Here is a 15,967-nt window from a genome sequence, read left to right as displayed (position 1 = left end):
ATCGTATACGATTTGCGCTCTTCCTATGCATTTTATATTTGGGTACTTAAGAATATAAGCTAATTTGATTTAATCGCGGTAGGAACGTCCCCAGGTTTGATACTCTTTTTCCGCGTCTTCTTTCGAATGGCCATAACGCTCTTGTAGTTTACCTACTAACTTATCCTTTTCACCATCAATCACATCAAGGTCGTCATCTGTAAGCTTGCCCCATTGCTTTTTGGCCTCGCCTTTGAGCTGTTTCCATTTTCCTTTAAACACATTGTTGTCCATTATATGCTCATCTCCTTAGCTGAATTAAATAGGGTAGAATTCTAACCTGTGTTATCGTTACATTACCCTGTCCTATTCGCCATGAATCTTACTTAATCTATAGAAAGTCACAATTTGTCAAATAATAGTTTAAAAAAAGGTATTCAAACCCTTTAAAATTTGATACAATCTAGATATAAATTAAACATTTAATTTTTTAAGTGATTTTTTTCACATGGGTTTATCTGATCTATATGCTAAAATGCCCTCGGAGATAAAACAACATGGTTAAATTTTTTTCTATTACATGCCGATATATGTCATGATACTGTTGGAGTTTGGTACTTCATCCCAAAATTAAAGTGACAAATATCATTTATAAAGTGATTTTTATCACTTCGCACAGCTATTAAAATGTTTTACATTTTAATATATATATTTTAAACTATATTTTTGGAGGTCATAACAAATGAAAAAAACAACAGTAATCTTGTCGACTGCCCTTATCCTTGGTAGTTTGCTTGCAGGTTGTGGTAACAACACAGACAACACACCGGCAGCAACAAACGCTCCAACAGAAAACAACACAGCAACTAATTCCACTAACACTGGAACTGAAGCGGCGAAGTACAAAGATGGAACATACTACGCTACTGCTGATGTTGATGCTAAAACTGGCTGGCAGTATTTCGCACTCTTAACTGTAGAAGGTGGCAAGATTACTAAAGCTGACTGGGATGCTTTCAACGTCAATACAGCTGGTGACCTTAAGAAAAAAGTTTCCGAAGATGGTAAATATGGCATGAAAGCTGGTGGTGCTTCTTCTGAATGGCACGAGCAAGCAGCAAAAGCTGAAGCTTTCCTGATTGAAAAACAAGATCCAGCAGCTATAACTTTAGACGCTGAGGGGAAAACTGATGCTATCTCCGGTGTATCTGTACACGTATCTGACTTTGTGAAAGCTTCTGAAGCTGCTCTGGCTGCTGGACCTGTTGAAGCTGGCCAATACAAAGACGGAGGTTACCATGCTGAAGGCGAGATGGATAAAGACTCCGGTTGGAAATCTACTGTTGACTTGACTGTTGCTAACGGAAACGTTGTTGCTGTTAAATTCAGCGGCGTAAATGCTGCTGGCGACGACAAGAAACAATTCTCCGTTGATGGTAAATACGGTATGAAAGCTGGCGGCGCTTCTGCTGAATGGCATGAAGAAATCGCAAAAGTTGAGCAATACTATCTTGAAAAAGGTACTGCTCCAGAACTTACAGCTGAAGGTAAAACTGATGCAATTTCCGGCGTGAGTATTCATGTTGGTGAATATTTTACACTTGCTGAAAAAGCACTCGAAGGCGCGAAATAATTTCGCATAACCTTCTGCAGTTAATCAGACGAATGAGGTGAATTTCTTTTGAAAAAAATAGTCATTTTAGGCGGCGGCTACGGCGGCGTACTCACGGCTAAGAAACTGGCAAAGAAATTTAAGAAAAACAAAGATGTTGAAATCACACTGATCGACCGGAATCCATATCACACTCTATTGACTGAGCTGCATGAGGTTGCCGCGAACCGCGCTCCAGAGGATTCAATTAAGATCGATCTAAAGAAAATCTTTGCTGGCCTTAAAGTGAATGTTGTTCTTGACGAAATCAGCAATATTGATTTCAAGGGTAAGAAACTCAAATCCAATAAAACTACCTATGCGTATGATTACCTTGTAATCGGTACAGGTAGCAAACCAACGTTCTTTGGCATTCCAGGTGCAGAAGAGAATACTTTCTCCTTCTGGTCTTACGATGATGCGGTAGCATTGAAACGTCAAATCCGCGACATGTATACCAAAGCCGCTATGGAGAAAAATCCAACTGTACGCCGTGCAATGTTAACTTTCGTTATCATCGGTGCCGGCTTTACAGGTGTCGAGCTTGTTGGGGAAATGGCTGAGCAACGCGAAGAGTTATGCAAAGAGTTCTATATCGACCCATCCGAAGTGAGATTGATTGTGGCTGATATGGCTCCGAAGATTCTGCCTATTCTTCCAGATAAGCTGATTCAAAAAGCTGAGGCTCACCTTCGCAAGCTGAACGTGGAAATTGTTACAGGCGCCAAAATCACTGAAGTGGGCGAAGGCAGTGTTGCCCTTGGTGAGAAAAACGTTGTCGCTTCACAAACCATCGTTTGGACTGCAGGTGTCGAAGGATCTGAAATCGTAGGCGGACTTGAAGTACAACAACAAGGACGCAAACGTATTGTTACGAATGAGAACCTTGAAAGTGTAGATCATAAGAACGTATATGTAGTAGGGGACAATATTTTCTTCATTCCTGAAGGTGAAACTCGTCCTGTACCACAAATGGTTGAGAATGCTGAACAAGCAGCTCCGATCGTTGCTGGTAACATTGCAGCTGACATTCAGAACACTGCTAAAAAGGCATACAAACCAGGTTTCCACGGTACCATGGTATCCATCGGTAGCCGTTACGGTGTAGCAAACGTTGGTTTGCCAGGCAAGTTCTTTATGCTTACTGGTTTTATGGCAATGTTATCCAAACACTTTATCAATATGTTCTACCTGTCTCAGGTTGTAGGCTTCAATAAAGTTTGGACTTACATGATGCATGAGTTCTTCCATGTTGAGAACCGTAAGAGCTTCTTGGGCGGACACTTCTCCAAGCGTTCACCTAACTTCTGGCTCGTTCCGCTTCGCATGTTGCTTGGTGGAATGTGGTTATATGAAGGTATAGATAAGTTACGGAAAATTTGGGTAGATCCGAATAAGATATTCCTAATTCCAGCCGCTCCTTTTGCAACGGATGCTTCATCAGCAGCCAGCGTAGCGGTGGATGCAGTTAAAACAACAGTAGATGCACAATCTGCAGCTTCAGCAGTATCCACTGCAAAAGAAGCGGTTGAAGCATTGCCAGTTCCTGGTTTCGTATATGATATTACGAACTTCTTCATGGATTTGATGTTCTACAACAACGACGGAAGTTATACTTTCCTCGCGAAATGGTTCCAAATCGGTATGGTATGTGCAGAAATCGTGTTCGGTATTATGCTCATCGTTGGTCTGTTCACAGCTATTGCTTCTATAGCGACGATAGCCATGTCCGTCATGATCTGGTCGACCAAAATGGCTTCTACAGAAATGTTATGGTATGTTGGTGCGGGTATCGCCTGCATCGGCGGATCGGGCAGCACATTTGGCCTAGATTACTATGTACTTCCTTGGCTTAAGAAACATTGGAAGAGAGTTCCAATCGTCAGACGATGGTATCTATACACCGACTGATTATAAAGCCCTGATTTCGTGTAATCATTTATTTTAAAGAAAATATGTAGATTGCATGTCAGTAAGCTAAATATGGATGTACTTCAGAGTAATGTGTCCCTAGGACACATTACTCTCCTTATTTACAAGAAGAAAATAATCTTCCTAATATCAGGAAATGGTCAGTTTATTCTTTAATGAATGGTTTTGTAGGGATGATCAGGGGTATGGTTTCTTCCGGCAAAACCGACAAGAAGGAGAGAATCTTGTGAACAAACAACTCATAGAAGATACCCTCCGGTTGTTGCATACTGAAATGTCACCTATTGCCGGAATTGAGCTTAATCCCTCTCCGGCTGCATGTGAGCAGCTAATCTCGGTACTAGAACGCCATGATCTGGAATACAACCGCAAAGTCAATTTGCTGGGTATTTACACTATTCTCACTTTGGCAGCTGAGCGCCATATGGAATGTATCCCACATCATCCCGACCTTACACGCAACATTTTGGATGGAGATTACTTGTACAGCTTTTACCTTCAGTTTGCGGTGAAATGCCGTGAGCTCGACCTAGTTGCTTATTTAGCTCCTTCGATCAAAAAAATGCAAATTAGACGGTCAAATGGAGACTTCGCGGAACATGATCCAGCGGCTGGAATCGAACAATTCTTGATTCAAGAGTGCAGACAGCGTAGTCGCACAAGCAAAGCCATTTGACAGGTGGGATCTATAAGATGAAGCTGCATGAGGCCTTAAACATAGACATAGATGAAATTAATCGTGAAATCGTAAATCTTGTGGCACGAGATAAGGATGTTCCCAAGAAATCTCAACTCGGGCAGAGTGTTCTTGAGCTTATAAATTCTGGAGGTAAACGCCTCCGCCCTCTTATGGTCATTGTTGGCAGTCGTTTTGGCCGAAAGGATACAGGTCGAAGAGCGCTTCAATTAGCTGCTGCCGCTGAATTTATTCATGTTGCCTCATTAATTCATGATGATATCATCGACGATTCTGAGTTACGGCGGGGCAAACCCGCCCTACATACTAAGACGGGCACACGATCAGCAGTGCATATTGGCAATTATATGTCCGCTCGGGTTATCGAACTGTTAAGCAAATATACCGGAGACAAAAACAAATATGTTCATGACTTATCTTCTGTAGCTACTGCTCAGCTCTGTCTAGGTGAGTATCAGCAAATGGAACATGCTTTTGATTATGAGATTACAATGGAGCAGTATCTGGAGAAGTCCTTAAACAAAACAGCTCTCCTTATGGCTACCTGCTTACGTGTGGGTGCATTATCCACCGAAAGCTCAGAGGAAGTGGCCAACCTCCTGTATACCTTTGGCGAAGCCTTAGGCATGTCTTTTCAAATACAAGATGACCTGCTGGATTTCACGCAGTCTGAGGCTGTGCTGGGTAAGCCCGCCGGTAGCGATCTGCGTCATGGTCAGGTTACCCTGCCAGTGCTTTATGCATTACAGGATCCAAGGCTTTCGCCAGTGATTCGTGCAATCGGCCCTGATTCTTCCGATGCTGAGGTGGTACATGTGCTCGCCCTTATTAAGAGAAGCGATGCCCTAGCTCGCGCAGAAAGGGTCAGCCAGAACTACCTGGATAAGGCTGGGGCGATTGTGCAGCAGCTCTCCTCCTATCCGGCGCATGCCGATCTGGATACGCTACTGCAATATTTTGCCGACCGTGATCGCTAAAGCAGATGCTAACGTAGCAATTAAAAACGGATACCTCCCATTCACTTGGGTGGGTATCCGTTTTTTTGTGTACTTTAGCTAAACAAGCCGAACGTAGCGCAGCGCCCGTGAGCGTGTTTAGCCTTTTAGCTTCCAGGCTCTACTATTCAACATATAGGGAAATCCTCCCTTTAATTAGCTTAAAATCGCTTGGAATCCACGATTATAAGGAATTCCTCCCTCTAAAAACTTGAATTTGTATGGTTTATAGACTAATCAGCCAATTTAGAGGGGGACTTTCCCTATAACAAGATCTAAAGTCAATAAAGCTCGGAAATATAGGGAGGTTTTCCCTATAAGTCTACCTTGGATTAGTTCAGCCCTCTCACACGGCTCTAGCCCCCCTCGCAGATGCCCACAAAAACAAAAAAGGAAAGCCGCGTTGCCAGCTTTCCGATCCCTTTGCCTACCCTGTTTTGGGTAGGCTGTTGTCTTTTGTTGTTAGCTTGGAGGCAATGCGCCAATGGTTAGGACTTCACTGCGTGGAATTTTGGAACTGTAGAAGCGTAGCGCTCGAAAGTCCAACATTCCACGCAGTGCAGCTTCCTAACCTCCTAACCATCCATCGAACTAACTCTCCCTAGCTAACATAGAAAAAATCAATCAGCGTACACAATAAAATCACCATGCTGATCACCTGATTCAGATTATAAGAGGCCACCTTCATCAACTTACGATTGGATGGTTTAATAATCTTATGCTCGGTCATCAGGAGCAGCGTCGCAATGCCAATCCCCACCAGATACATCCAGCCGAGGTCACGCCATACATATAGGAACAATAGCAACATAATCATGATGAAATGTAGACCTTTTGAAATGCGCAGGGCATTCTCCAGTCCGAAAAAGCTAGGAATAGACCATAGCCCATGCCGCCGGTCAAATTCGATATCCTGAGTGCCGTAAATAATATCAAAACCGGCAATCCACAGCATAACTACTGTTCCGATGACAAACGGTGTAAATGCGATATTTCCAGTGACAGCAAACCATGCACCAATCGGTGCAGAGGCAATAACAAACCCTAAATATAAATGACTGAGAAAGGTAAACCGCTTCGTATAGGAATAAGTTGATATCAATACGATAGCCACCGGCGATAAGATCAAGCAGAGCAAATTAAGCATGCCTGAAGCTACAATGAAAATAGCATAGTTGACGATAACAAAGACAACAACTTCTTTTTCCGCCAGTAAACGTCGAGGCAGATGCCGATGTGCCGTACGAGGATTCTGTTCATCGAACGTACGATCCACCAGCCGATTGAAAGCATTGGCGCCATTACGGGCGCCGATCAATGCAATCAATCCCCAGATCATCAAATGTCCCGATGGCCAGCCCCCTGCGGCCCATACCATCGATATAATGGCAAACGGCAGCGAAAAAAGCGTATGAGAGAACATGACCAGTTCGCTGAACATTTTAAGTTTTAGTCCCGCAGTTTTACATATGTTTAGAATCGCCATTCGTGCATTCCTCTTTCTTTACTACTTGTGTTTAAGTTCATTAATGATTATGCTCTGCAAGAACTTCGTTCAGGACGTTAAGCATCCCGTCAATATCTTCTTCCGTAATAATCATCGGTGGCTGGAAGGCCAGTACATTACGTCCTATGCCATTTTTGCCGATTAGATAACCCCGGTCCTTCATCGTTTCCAGCACTTGATCTGTAAGTGCCGCTGCGCCTTCAGCATCTGCACCGGCAAGTTCTGCACCCAGCATAAGTCCAGTTCCCCGCACCTCAATAATTAGCGAAGGATAACGGGCTTGTAGCGCCTCCAAACCTGCTTTCAATCGTTCTCCGAGCTCTACCGAGCGTTCCGGAAGCCGTTCATCTCGAATATAATCAAGCACAGCCAGCGCTGTTGCAGCAGATACCGGATTGCCCCCAAACGTAGAGGCTGACGGGCGGTTTAGTGCAAGGGCAATCTCATCAGTTGTAGCAAAGGCTGCGACCGGAATTCCGTTGCCGAGTGCTTTGGCCATACTTATAATATCGGGTACGACATCAAAATGCTCCATAGCAAACATTTTGCCAGTACGTCCAAATCCAGTTTGAATTTCATCAGCAATCAGGAGCACGCCATATCTCTCCAACAATGCTTTTACATCCCGGAAGTAGGATCGGGTTGGCATGATCATTCCGCCGTTGCCTTGGATTGGCTCTACGATCATAGCAGCGATAGTATTGCCCTTCTCTTCGAGCACCCGCTCCAGCGAATCCAGGGATAACGAAGCCGCTTCCTCCAGAGATAGATCCTGATGATACGGACGAGGAATAAACTCGACATCATGATCCAAATATTTATCCGTGCGCCACATTGGCAGACCTGTCACACTCATAGTCAGATTGGTACGGCCATGTAGACCGCTCTCCAGCGCTATGAACCCTTTACGTCCCGTATACATCCGGGCTAATAGCAGAGCTCCCTCATTCGCCTCAGAGCCACTATTAACGAAGAAGGTCCGACGTAAATCACCCGGCATTACCTCTTCCAAACGTTCAGCTAAATCTACACTTGGTTGGGTTAAATAAATAGTTGTCGTATGCTGCAGCTGTTGCAGTTGTTCAATCGTACGTGCTGTTATGGCTGGATTACAATGCCCACAAGCGACTACGGATACACCCGCGAAAAAGTCCGTATAGGATTTACCCTTCTCATCATAAACAAACTGCATTGAACCACGAACAAGCTGAGGTGCATCACGGTAAAAATGCTGTGTACAAGGATAGAAATATTGCTTACGTTTGGATGCTACCGCTTCTCTTCCGATGAAGTCTTGTTGTTCCATGAAGGGTTCTCTCTCCTTTTTGTGAAAATAGTAACTTATTCATAGAGTCCTGTGCATCACCCTATTACACGGCGATATCTAGTCCCCATTAAAATACAATTAGTTGAACTGCAATGAGCCCAAAGTATAACCCGCATAGACCGGCTTGAGGCCGCCCAGCATGTCATCCTTCTTATCGGATCCGTTAATTGCCTGTTGATATGAAATAATAATTTCACGAAGCTGTTCGACGCTATAGGTTGCTCCTTCAATACGGAAGCTTGATATTCCTAGTTCACTCATTTCATTCAACAATGGTAAATAGCAGAGTTCTTTGGCAAATAACAGATGGCAACGGCCGTGCTGATCACGATATACCGGATTCTCACCTTTGTCTGTCTTTAGAACCAAAACACTATTGTGCACATATTCATTATCCTCTTCAGCAATAGGCTCCATCAACTCAGTATTCTCATAAAGATCATGTTCCATATACATTAGTGCAGGTGTACCATGAACTACCACTTCCAAAGGCGCTTTACAACGTGAGGCAAAGGTAGCAAAATGCTCCACCGTCATTTCCGGAGACACTGAAAGCTGAGTCAAGCCTAAGTTAGTATATAATTGCGCTGACAGATGATTGTATACATTTAAATTACTGTCCCCAATTAGCGGGTATCCTGTAGCGTTGTAACGACGAATGGCTCCTAAATTTGTAACGATAAGACCGTCAATCGGCAAGCGTTCTCCCTGAAGTAATTGATCATATTGATCAAAATGCAGCTCTGTCATCATACGTGGCAAACCTAAGTAAATTTTGCTATCGCCTTTCCGTTCACCAAGTTCCTTAATGTCCCGTTTCGTAAAAGGTTGATCGGGTTCAAAAACATCCCCCGGCAAGTACAAGCTATCAACACCAAGCTCTAAGACCATCCGGGCCTGTTCCATATTATTTACTCGGACAGCTAGCTTAGCTTTTGTCTTCTGCGGTTGCTTAACCTCAGCCAAACTCTCCCGCACCTGCTCAACACGTTTTTCAGATAATTCCCGCTCTGCGGTTGGTGTACTGAACACTTTTCCAGTGCTATAAAATTTGCCTGTACCTTCGTAACGGCGGTTAATGTTAGCCAAGCCTGGTTTGCCAAAAGCATAAGCTGTCGAAAAGTCACGTTTGCGGTTGTTATAGAGTTCTTTAGTATCGACCGTACGGTCAAAGCCAATCGGATCATCGATATACCGGTCAATAGCTTCACCATAACTATTCGCCAGCATCACCATAAATTCCTTATCCCGCATGCGGCCCTCTATTTTGAAGGAGGTAATGCCTGACTCAATTAATTCCGGCAGATGCTCATACATGAACATATCTTTTACAGCCAATGGATATTCAGCAGGATAAACATAACCATCTTTTTTCACCCGATAATCCCAGCGACAAGGCTTCATACATTTCCCACGGTTACTGCTCATACCGAATACATGAGAGCTGAAATAACAATTCGCTCCGTGAACTGAGCACATATCTCCGTGAATAAAATACTCCAGTTCCATCCCACTCCGCTGACCAAGCAGTTTAGCTGTCTGCAAATCCATTTCCCGTGAAGTAACCACACGACTTACACCCAGATCACGCAGCGCGTAGATCATTTCCAGGTTGTGCACATTCATCATTACCGAAGAGTGAATCGGAAGATTAAGCCCCATCTCGCGAATAAGCTCCAGCACTGCCATATCCTGAACAATTAAGGCATCCGGGCGAGCACCGTCAAGGAAACGCAGATATTCTTTAGCCTCTTCCACATCTTCTTCACTAAACAGGTTATTCACTGTGATATACACTTTTTTGTCTAGACGGTGAGCAATATCTAGTGCCTCTACGATCTCCTCATGAGACAGATTATATCCTTTACGCATCATTCTCATATTCAATACAGGTCCACCAAAATAAACTGCATCACATCGTGCCTGGATCACTTCCTTGAAAATCTCAAACGTTCCTGCGGGTGCTAATAATTCAATCTCTCTACCGTTAAAATAACGTGCCATTCAAGTTCCCTCCCAAGTTGATACTCTCCATACAAGTTGTACTTTACACCAAAGCTACTGCAATCCCCATTACAATAAACATAGTAATAAAAATAGTATCGAATATGCCCCACCTTAGGCGGTGATACTGGCTACGCGGAGCATCCATACGAAAGCCACGGGCTTCCATGGAATATACCAGATCCTGCGCACGCCTAAACGCACTAGCGATAATCGGAACCAGCAAGGACACTAACATTCGTCCCTTTTCCTTTAAAGGCAGCTCCTTCAGATCAGCACCCCGTGAGGCCTGCGCTTTCATGATAATCTGCGACTCGTCTAGAATCGTAGGTATGAAACGAAGGGAAATGCTGATCATCAGTGTGATACGGTCGGGCTTCAAACCAAACTTTTTGAAAGGAGCCAAAATCCCCTCCAGCCCTTGATTCAGCTTACCCGGCGTTGTGGTGAATGTAAGTAGTGCCGTGAACGTGATCAGAAAAAACATGCGGATGACCGAAAATGCGCCTAATCTTAGCCCTCCCTCATAAATAGACCACGAACCAAGCGTCAGCACCGCCTCACCCGTCTTCACAGACAGCAGCTGTACGATAAAGATAAATAGCATTAAATACCGTAAAGGCTTAGCTGCTTTCAGAAAGTATTTAAGCGGAATCCGAGTGGAAGCCATAACCGCTATTGAGAAAATAGCCAGCAGCGCCATAGCCATCCACGAACGGGAGAGCAGGATAACAGCTACGTATAATAGCATTCCAGTGATTTTGGCACGAGCATCTAGCTTATGCACCCATGAACCGGTCTCAATACTGCGCCCTATGATTAGCTTCTCATTCATGGCTATCCCTCTTTCCTTCGTGCTGCTCGCTAGAGTTGCCTGATCCAGATGGCAGCGAAGCGATTAGCTCTGCTAAGCTCTCTGCCGTTAAGCGAGGAGCTTCATCCGTAAGACCAAAGCGATCAGCGACTGCACGCCAGTAACGAAGAGACTGCGGAACCGTCAAGCCACACTGTTCCAGAATCGAAGGGTCATCTGCCAGCGCCTTTACGCTGCCTTGAAACGCCGTGCTGCCCTCTTTAAGGACAAGCCAGTTGTCCGCGTAAGGCAATAACTCATCCATCCGATGCGTGACGACGATGATTGTTCTCCCCTGTTCACGGCATAAACGCTCCAGCAAGTGGATTAGCTCTGCACGGCTGATGGGATCAAGCGTAGCCGTCGGTTCATCCAGAACGATGACCTCAGGGTCCATAGCTAGCACGGAGGCGATAGCTGCCTTGCGCATTTGCCCACCGCTCAATTTAAAAGGATTCCGCTCTAGCAGCGCAAGATCCAGCCCCATATCTAGCATGGCCTGTCTTGCGCGTGCCTTTGCCTCTTCGAGGCTCATGCCGAAGTTAAGAGGACCGAAGATAAGATCCTTTTCGACCGTATCTTCAAACATTTGCTGCTCTGGAAATTGAAATACCAATCCGACTCTACGACGCAGCGGCATCAGCTTAGGTGATTTCTCCCCCGCCTGGATGGTTACATCGAGCACTTTTACCGTACCCTCCGTTGGTTTCAATATCCCGTTAAACAACTGCAGTAGCGTCGATTTACCAGAGCCTGTCGCCCCAGCAATACCAACCATAGAGCCTAGTGGAACACTGAGGTTAATGTCGCGGAGCGCCGTCAGCTTCCATAGGCTTCGGTCAGCATAGGAATAACTTACTTGCTGTAATTCTATGGCCATAACGTGTCTATAAGCTCCTTTTCACTGGCGGGAACATCCACATGGATGCCCTGATTCTGCAGCTCGCGTGCAAGACGCCAAGGATACGGCTCACACAGATGGCATTTTTGCAGAAGCTCTTCGTCCCGGAACAGCTCCGCCGGTGTAACATCAGCAGCTAAACCACCTCCATGCAGTGCAAGCACCCGATCCGATGCCAAAATCTCATCTGCATCATGTGTAATCATAAGAATCGTATACTTTCCTTCCGCTCGCATATCCTGCAAAATACCAAGAAGATCATTTCTGCTTCCTTCATCCAACATAGAAGAGGCCTCGTCAAAAATGACGATGCCTGGTTCCATAGCAAGAATGGAGGCGATAGCGACACGCTGCTTTTGGCCTCCAGACAGCTCACCTGGGTGTTTGGACAACAGATGATTTATTCCCAGCCTCGTCGTATAAGCGTGTAATCGTTCAGCCATCTCTTCGTACGACAAACAAAGCCCTTCCAGGCCGAATAAGATATCTTCCTCTACAGTGGCTCCAATAAACTGATTATCTGGATTTTGGAACACCATACCGATGCATTGCCGAATGCTTCCGATCGTCTCCTCACTGAGTTGCATACCACTAACCACAATTTCACCAGCACTCTTAGGCAGCAAAGCATTTAGTAGCTTAACTAGCGTAGACTTCCCGCAGCCATTGGGGCCAACCAAGCTAACCCATTGTCCCTGTGAAATAGATAACGTTATATTTTGAAGAATCGGATGCTCAGGATCATAACCAAACGATACCCCATCCAAAGAGATGACAGCTTGTCCTTCTCCCTCTAACTCTTGACCATCATATGATTCATTCATGTTAGTCATCCTTCCGCTGATGTGACTAATCAGTCCAAAAACTCTTCAAACAACGATATTTTTGACAATGAAGCCACCAAATAACGGACTGCATAGCCCACGGCAATTCCTGTTACTACTCCAGTGATCAGCAGCATGGGAAGATAATAAAAAATACTAAGGGACGAGAATACCATAGAAGCTGCCAGCAGCTGACCGATATTATGTGCAATTCCACCAGCTATACTAATTCCGATCAAGCTTATACTTTTACCTTTGCCACTAAGCAGCATTAACACGAACATTACAACAAAGCTAAAAAGCGAACCGAATAAACTGAACAATAAGCTCGAAAAGGTACCTAGCAGAAATGCAGTAAGCAGTGTTTTGAGAATGACAAGCAGGAAAGCGTCCCGTCCACGTAAAAAGTAAATACAGGTCAAAATCATAATGTTAGCTAGTCCAAGTTTAGCACCTGGCACCAGTCCCATCCCTGATAATGGGATCTGAGCCTCTATTAGACTGAGCACTACCGCCACTGCGGCAAAAATCGCAATAATTACCGTTCTTTTTAAAGCTGTTGCAGATTCACTACTGGACATAGGCATCTATATCATCCTCCCCCGACGCACTTGTGATCTCCACTAATACTCTATGTGGTAGACAGACAATCGTCTGTTTGGGCAGGGTAATAAAACCAAAACCTAGGCATACTTGATCCGGGCAATCGGCATCGTACATTTCAATCCCGTAATCATGCACCTTCAAGATGTTATAACCACGTTCGGTACGGACCTCAATGGTTTGTTCTTCTTTTGTAAGCTTTACCGTTTTAAATAACTCGCCGTCCACAGTCACATTGGCTACGAGATTTTTACCGGCCCCACCTTTATCATCATTGTCCGAAAACCATCTCGGTACGAGAAAAGCGAGCGCAGCAATCAATACGATGGAAATCAACCACACATCTGCGCGTTTCATATAAATCTCCCTTATTTTTTAATTAAAATCCAGACTTATTAATTATAACGGTCTGCCCTCAATCCTTCAATCAATGTTGGGGTTTTATGTAAGTTTTAAAGACCTGTTCACAAAATAGGCACGCAAAATAACCCCCACAGACTCAAGCCTTTCGCTTCGAGCAAATTCAGGTGTAATTTGCAGCGTTTGCAAAAATTAAACTTACACTTTAGCCCATTTGAACCGAGATTGCCCATCTCTTCTGGTTTACTAGCTTTTCCGAAATATTCCACAATTAATCTAGTCTAAGTCACATTCGGATCTGAAACGCCCCCTCTGGAGACTTATTCCCCTCCTAAGCCAAACCATCCTTATCTTGGAATTCATTATTATATTTGCCTTTTAAACAATACTGTGTTATATTTATATCGTATTTGTTTTTCGATATATTGTATATCCCCATCAAGAAGATGTCAGGCCGACTATTTTACACTTCGGCAATTTGGACACAGAGGCTTCATGTTTTCTTGCAGAAACTTTCCTTTTTATGAGATTAAATTCGAAATATAGCATTCCGATTCACACTGGCGCGGTCAATGGAGCCGCAAGGGCAAAAGAGAGGTAGGGCTTTTGTCGTATTGGAAGGATTATTCTCGCCACACGGCTGCTGGAAATAACAAGGAATTAAGACACCCGTTACTCACGAACGGCGGGGGATGAATATAACGAAAAAGCATGGCTGTACGAACCTTACACAAGGACACATGCCATGTGTGGAAAAATATAGGCGCCCGATAACTGCTACCAAGCGGATATCGGGCGCTGTCTACGTTCAGGGCCACTAATTTACATATTGATTCACAAAAGCTGTTACTACATTTATGTAACCTGTTTTATCCGTATCATAAGCTAATCCATGCCCCGCTTGCGGCACTACGAACTTCTCTTTTGGACTCTGACATGCCTCATATAATTCATTCATCATACTATATGGTACAAAATTATCAGCATCCCCATGAATAAAAAGAATCGGCACCTTCGCCTTACGCACCTGTTTCAAGGCAGACGCTTCACTAAAACCATACCCTGCCTTCAAACGAGTAATTAGACTTGCACTTTGGATAAAAGGGAAGCTTGGCAAGTGATACATACGCCTTAGTTGGTAAGCTAATTGTGCTTTAACTGAGCTGTAAGCGCAGTCCGAGACAATAGCTTTGACCTGCGGTGGGAGATTTTCACCTGAGGTCATTAGCACTGTAGCACCGCCCATAGAAACCCCATGAAGCACAACTTGAGCACTGAGCCCAGTCTTTTCTATTATATATTTAATCCAGTGTAAATAATCCTTGCGCTCATGCCATCCAAAGCCAATATAATTTCCAGCGCTTTCCCCATGTCCCCTGGCATCGGGAATCAGGATATTAAAGCCCAGTCTCTCGTAATAGATTTTGGCGTACGCCCCCATATCCTTCCCTTTTCCAGAATAACCGTGGGCTAAAATCGCCGTACGACCTTCAGCACGATCCGAAAGGAGCAAATACCCTCTTAGTTGTAGCCCGTCCTCAGATGTAATCTCCACATTCTCAAAGCTCTGACTGGAGATCCAATCCTTCCCCTCACCCCAAGAAGCCCCGGCAACCGGGGGATCAACCTTCAAGTCACGATTAGTACTCAGGAATTCCTTCGGTGCTCGTTTAATAGCAATGCCATAAAAGAAAAAGCCAGCATAGATCAGAGCTCCAATGACGATGACAGCACTAATGAAGAACCATACCAATTCGTCTTCCCCGTCCTTTCCTTATGTTCGTTGTAAATCAGTATAACATCTACTTAGAATGCGCCAAAATAGAACAATCATGACAAAATAGAGCCGCCATCGGAATATGTCCCGAAAGCGGCTCTTCTATTCTTCACGGCTTAGCTTGCGTTCACGCTATAATCACCGTTTATTATTTCTTGTTCGAGAATCTATTTCTCATTAGCAATCCAATAAGAGCAAAACCTAGACCTGCTGCATAATAAGGACCTGGACTTGATTCTCCCGTTTTTGGCAGTTCATCCACAGGTGGATTACCTAGCGGAATTGTATCATCCACTACTGCAATATCCTCTGGTGACGGCGTTTCCGTTGCCACCGGTCCTAGTGGGATTTCATCGTCGTCAACAAGGACTTCTGTATTGCTCGACGGGGTTGGTGTGGGTACTGGTGCTGGCGTCGATGAAGCTACAGGACCCAGCGGCACAGGGTCATCATTAACAACAATAGTGCCAATTACAAATGATGGTGTTGGTGTTGGGAACACCGGAGGCTCCGGCGTTGGCGTTGGTGTCACTTCCGACGACGATGTCGGTGTTGGC

The 15,967-nt window shown here is 44.5% G+C and carries 15 protein-coding genes; 4 read left to right on the top strand and 11 right to left on the bottom strand.

The genetic code is table 11. The features are described 5' to 3' along the window. Nucleotides 1-69: 69 nt before the first annotated feature. Nucleotides 70-273: a CsbD family protein gene (locus CA600_RS28765; protein ID WP_094874535.1), complete on the bottom strand. Its 204-nt coding sequence runs from the start codon at nucleotides 271-273 to the stop codon at nucleotides 70-72. Between the two features lie 448 nt (nucleotides 274-721). On the opposite strand from CA600_RS28765, the gene CA600_RS28760 reads away from it, so the two are divergent. The 4 genes from CA600_RS28760 (at nucleotide 722) to CA600_RS28745 (ending at nucleotide 5,236) form a co-directional block, all read left to right on the top strand. Continuing rightward, nucleotides 722-1,612, top strand: a complete 891-nt coding sequence (locus CA600_RS28760; RefSeq protein ID WP_094874534.1) for an FMN-binding protein — start codon at nucleotides 722-724, stop codon at nucleotides 1,610-1,612. A 48-nt stretch (nucleotides 1,613-1,660) separates the two neighbouring features. Beyond that, entirely contained in the window at nucleotides 1,661-3,541 is a 1,881-nt protein-coding gene (locus tag CA600_RS28755) for an FAD-dependent oxidoreductase (RefSeq protein WP_094874533.1), read from the top strand. 247 nt (nucleotides 3,542-3,788) lie between these two features. Continuing rightward, complete coding sequence (locus CA600_RS28750) at nucleotides 3,789-4,238, top strand: hypothetical protein (RefSeq protein ID WP_042184507.1); 450 nt, start codon at nucleotides 3,789-3,791, stop codon at nucleotides 4,236-4,238. A gap of 17 nt (nucleotides 4,239-4,255) precedes the next feature. After that, nucleotides 4,256-5,236, top strand: coding sequence for a polyprenyl synthetase family protein (locus CA600_RS28745; RefSeq protein ID WP_094874532.1), 981 nt, complete (start codon nucleotides 4,256-4,258; stop codon nucleotides 5,234-5,236). A 619-nt stretch (nucleotides 5,237-5,855) separates the two neighbouring features. Here CA600_RS28745 and CA600_RS28740 read toward each other — a convergent pair. The 10 genes from CA600_RS28740 to CA600_RS28695 all read right to left on the bottom strand — a co-directional run. Then, a complete protein-coding gene (locus CA600_RS28740; RefSeq protein ID WP_094874531.1) occupies nucleotides 5,856-6,740 on the bottom strand; it encodes a UbiA-like polyprenyltransferase in 885 nt (294 codons plus the stop codon). Between the two features lie 40 nt (nucleotides 6,741-6,780). Further along, a complete protein-coding gene (locus CA600_RS28735; protein ID WP_094874530.1) occupies nucleotides 6,781-8,067 on the bottom strand; it encodes an aspartate aminotransferase family protein in 1,287 nt (428 codons plus the stop codon). A gap of 99 nt (nucleotides 8,068-8,166) precedes the next feature. Further along, a complete protein-coding gene (locus CA600_RS28730; protein ID WP_094874529.1) occupies nucleotides 8,167-10,092 on the bottom strand; it encodes a peptidase U32 family protein in 1,926 nt (641 codons plus the stop codon). 43 nt (nucleotides 10,093-10,135) lie between these two features. After that, nucleotides 10,136-10,927 carry an energy-coupling factor transporter transmembrane component T family protein gene (locus CA600_RS28725; protein ID WP_042184497.1) on the bottom strand — a complete coding sequence of 264 codons (792 nt, stop codon included), beginning with the start codon at nucleotides 10,925-10,927 and terminating at the stop codon, nucleotides 10,136-10,138. Next, entirely contained in the window at nucleotides 10,920-11,825 is a 906-nt protein-coding gene (locus CA600_RS28720) for an ATP-binding cassette domain-containing protein (RefSeq protein WP_094874528.1), read from the bottom strand. The genes CA600_RS28725 and CA600_RS28720 overlap by 8 nt, the downstream gene beginning before the upstream one ends. Further along, nucleotides 11,816-12,670: an ATP-binding cassette domain-containing protein gene (locus tag CA600_RS28715; RefSeq protein WP_094874527.1), complete on the bottom strand. Its 855-nt coding sequence runs from the start codon at nucleotides 12,668-12,670 to the stop codon at nucleotides 11,816-11,818. The genes CA600_RS28720 and CA600_RS28715 overlap by 10 nt, the downstream gene beginning before the upstream one ends. 29 nt (nucleotides 12,671-12,699) lie before the next feature. After that, entirely contained in the window at nucleotides 12,700-13,257 is a 558-nt protein-coding gene (locus CA600_RS28710; protein ID WP_094874526.1) for a Gx transporter family protein, read from the bottom strand. After that, on the bottom strand, nucleotides 13,241-13,630 hold the full coding sequence (locus CA600_RS28705) for a NusG domain II-containing protein (protein ID WP_094874525.1): 390 nt from the start codon (nucleotides 13,628-13,630) through the stop codon (nucleotides 13,241-13,243). The genes CA600_RS28710 and CA600_RS28705 overlap by 17 nt, the downstream gene beginning before the upstream one ends. Before the next feature lie 820 nt (nucleotides 13,631-14,450). After that, nucleotides 14,451-15,386, bottom strand: coding sequence for an alpha/beta hydrolase (locus tag CA600_RS28700; RefSeq protein WP_094874524.1), 936 nt, complete (start codon nucleotides 15,384-15,386; stop codon nucleotides 14,451-14,453). A 172-nt stretch (nucleotides 15,387-15,558) separates the two neighbouring features. Continuing rightward, nucleotides 15,559-15,967: LPXTG cell wall anchor domain-containing protein (locus CA600_RS28695; RefSeq protein ID WP_143812221.1), on the bottom strand; the 409-nt coding region annotated here is incomplete at its 5' end.

The organism is Paenibacillus sp. VTT E-133280, from assembly GCF_002264385.1.
Classification (GTDB): domain Bacteria; phylum Bacillota; class Bacilli; order Paenibacillales; family Paenibacillaceae; genus Paenibacillus_AQ; species Paenibacillus_AQ nitricinens.
Note: the sequence above shows the minus strand (reverse complement) of the source record. Positions and strands in the feature narration are given on the sequence as shown.